The 4,022-nt window shown below is 38.3% G+C and carries 2 protein-coding genes; one reads left to right on the top strand and one right to left on the bottom strand.

What is annotated here, in order from left to right:
- Positions 1-2,305, bottom strand: a 2,305-nt coding sequence (locus AC1DDX_RS24745) for a PQQ-dependent sugar dehydrogenase (protein WP_477622772.1), incomplete at its 3' end; no start/stop codon positions are given.
- 474 nt (positions 2,306-2,779) lie between these two features.
- Here AC1DDX_RS24745 and AC1DDX_RS24750 point away from each other — a divergent pair.
- On the top strand, positions 2,780-4,022 hold a 1,243-nt coding region (locus AC1DDX_RS24750; protein WP_477622773.1), incomplete at its 3' end, for a 3-keto-disaccharide hydrolase.

Below are 4,022 nucleotides of genomic sequence, written 5' to 3' on the forward strand. Positions count from 1 at the left end.
AATCAGAGTAAGTCGCTTTAAGATTTAAAACAGATTTATCTTTATTGGTTTCTGTCGGAGGAACGATCTTACCTGTTGCAGGTAAAGAAGGACCAGTTGTCGACTTAGCGCTTAAAGTCAAAATCCATTCTGCAATTTCCTTAACATCAGAAGCCTTCATGGTAGGGTGGGCAGGCATTGGAACTTCGCCCCAAACACCTTTACTACCATTAATTACTTTAGAAGTAAGGTAATCTGCCGCTTTGGTTTTTGTCTGATATTTAGAAGACACCGCAGTAAATGCCGGGCCAATTGATTTTGTAGAGATTTTATGGCAGGTACTGCAATCTGCTTTTAGCATTATTGCCTTACCAAGAAGCGACTGTGCAGCCTGCTGATGGCCTAATTTAGCTCCAGCCATATCCAATCCTTCAGTATAAGTATTTGATACATAGATTCTGCTTTTATTTACAGCCGCGCCTTTGTCCGAAACCGATACCTGATAATTGATTGGTTTACCCGGGAAATAAAAGCTCTTGTTTCCGGTTAAAGTGATATCAACTTTAGGTTCTTCGTTCCCTGCATATACTATTACAGTGTTACTTTTTGAAGACGCTTTATCTTTATCAATTACCTGAACGCTAATTGCATATTCACCTGCTTTTGCAAATGTATATTGTAGTTCTGGAGAGGTAGTAGTTTTTTTAATACCCTTTCCTAAGTTCCAAACATAAGTTAGCGCATCACCATCAGGATCCGTTGCATCTACCTTTGCTACAAGCTTATATGGTAATAAACCGCTCGTTTTCTCAATTTCAAGATTCTTTACAATAGGAGGTCTGTTACCTGCCATATAATCAATTCTTACAATACCAGCGTCAGGATTTTTTGTAAACCATCCTTTACCATATTCAAGAATATATAATTTATTATCAGGGCCAAGTTCCATATCAATAGGAGCAGCTAAAGAAATTTCACCTAACATTGGCTCCATGCTTAAATAATCTCCTTCTGGCGACATAGTAACAGCTTTTACCCATCCACGGATCCATTCATAGATAATCAATTTACCATCATAATAAGAAGGATATGGCGAGGCACCTGGTCTTGAATAATAAACCGGACCAGCCATTGCTGTACGGCCACCGGCACCAACCTGAGGGAACTCTTTAGATTCTCCGTAAGGATACCATATAAAAGCCGGTTGAGCAGGAGGAAGGGTAGATAAACCAGTATTATTTGGTGAATTATTTAAACCAGCTTTAGGGTCAAATGCTTCTCCGTTTTTACCGTCTGTATAATCATAAGCTTTATAAGGATAGTTATTACCTATAAATAAAGGCCATCCAAAGAACCCTGCTTTACGAGCCTGGTTTACCTCATCATAGCCTCTAGGCCCTCTTAAAGCGTCATCATTAGAGGCATCAGGTCCAACCTCGCCCCAATATAAAAAGCCTGTTTTCTGATCTACCGATATTCTATAAGGATTTCTGTTTCCCATTACGAAGATCTCAGGTTTGGTTTTTTCCTGACCTTTAGGGAACAAGTTACCATCAGGGATATCGTAAGTACCATCCTCTTTAATTTTAATTCTAAGTACTTTACCTCTTAAATCATTGGTGTTACCTGCAGATCTTCTGGCATCATACTGCTGAAAACCCTGACGGTTGTCTAGCGGCGCATAACCGTTGTTTACGTATTTAGATTTTGGCGCATCAAAAGGAGTGGAGTTATCACCTGTTGATACATATAGTAAGCCACCAGGTCCAAAAGCAATGGATCCGCCAGTATGGCAGCAGATTTCGCGTTGCGAGTAAAACTCAAGGATAATCTTTTCAGAAGCGGTGCTTATTTTATCGTTTACCAGTTTAAAGCGCGATAACCTGTTCACCGAAGGCTTTACCGGACTATAAAAAGCATACACGTATTGGTTCTTTGCAAAGTTAGGGTCAAGTGCTATACCTAATAATCCTTCTTCAGCATTAACATCAGGTGTATTTAATGTTTTAGAATATACCTCAAGTTTACCGGCTTCTTTAAGTGTTTTTGTGCTGTTCTTAAATAGCATGATTTCACCACGGCGCTGCGACACTAAAATATCATAGTTAGGCAATACTGCCAATTCAGTAGGCTCAGTAAGTTGCCCCTTAAGCAGGCTTACTTTAACAAACCTGTTCTGGTCGGGGGTATCAATTCTAAATTTTGATTTGAACTTACTCTGCTTAAGGTCATTTAGCAGCAAAGTATCTGGTTTTTTTGTTCTGGTTAATGGCGGCAGTAAACTGATCGCAATACCAGAAATTAACAATGCAAAAGAAGTTTTCATTAAAAGTTATAATTATCGTGTGTTGTTTCGAGGACTAAATATAAATGAATATTTCATAAAACAAATATATTTTACGCAATCGATTTCCAAACTTTTTTGAAAACACATTTTACAGGCTTGTTCAGCCCAAATCTATTCAGAATGTGACAACTCCTTGTTCACACGTTAGTGTTAGAATTACACATGGTTGTTAGTGTTACTAATACACCTATTAAAGAACTCCATTATTTTTCTGACAAAACACGGAAGAAAATTGTTTTGCTGATCTCCCATAAAAAATGACGTTTTTCTAAAAACTGTACTTTTTTTACAACTTCTAATAAATGTTGATAAATAGTTTTAGCAAAACTTTAAGGGCTTATTTATTGATTTTAAGGGGTTATTGTTTATTGTAACAAAATCATTATTTTGCAATCCTTTTAAACAAACACGAAATTATATACATTTAATTTTTTTTTAACCAAAAAACACAACATGAAGCTTAATTATTTAAGGTTTGGAACAACCGCTTTTCTCTGGTTGTTAGGAACTGCACTTGTGTCTGGTCAGCAACTAGCGGATCAGTCAGAAATTGATCTGAAAGATCTTTCTTCATTTAAGACTCCGGGAAAGACCTGGACGCTTGCTGGTGGTGTTACCGCCAATTTAAATGAAGTAAACGTATTAAACGTTGCAAAAGGTACTGGGATTCTGGTAAACATACCTACCAAGAAAGACCACGGATCAGACCTTTTAACTATTGGTGAACATGGCGACATTGTTCTTGAACTGGATTATTTGCTTGCAAAAGGAGCAAATTCAGGGATTTATCTTCAGGGAGTTTATGAAATTCAATTAGAAGATTCATGGGGTATCCTAAAACCAACATCATCTAACAACGGTGGAATTTACCAACGTTGGGACGATTCGAAACCAGAAGGTCAGCAAGGATATCAGGGATATGCACCACGCCAAAATGTAAGTAAAGCACCTGGCTTGTGGCAACATATTAAAATTGCATTCCAGGCTCCTCGTTTTGATGCATCTGGAAACAAAACAGCTAATGCAAGAATTTTAAGAATTGAGTTGAATGGAGTACTTATACACGATAATATAGAATTATTTGGTGCAACAAGAGGCGCAAATGATAAAGAAAAAGCTTTAGGCGCTTTGCGTTTGCAAGGAGATCATGGTGCTGTAGCTTTTAAAAACATCAAAACTTCAAAATTGCCTACAGAAACGCAAAATGGGAGACAAAGAGGTGACGATACAGACCCTATCTATATAGATGTGGCTACTACACCAAATATTCGCAGTTTTGTTGATGTTCCTAATGGTGGTCCTAAAGTAGTTCATGCTATTTCTGTAGGTAGCCCGACTCAGGTTCACTTTAGCTACGACTTAGACAACGGTGCGTTGTTTCAGGCTTGGCACGGTGAGTTTGTTGATGCAACACCTATGTGGCATGACAGAGGTAACGGTACATCAAGACCTCGTGGAAGTGTAACTGCCTTCACTAAAAAACCGGTTCCTACTTTAGCTAAACTTACCGATGCTCAGGGAGCATGGTTGGCCGATACTACGGGTACAGGATTTAAAACCAAAGGTTATACATTAGATGCTCAGGAACGTCCTACATTTAACTATAACATCTATGGTACTAAAGTTACTGACGCCATCAAAGCAATTGAAAAAGGCCAGGGATTAAGCAGAGAGATCGTTCTTGAAACACCGGTTG

The sequence above is a fragment of the Pedobacter sp. 10L46_2 genome, from assembly GCF_056395165.1.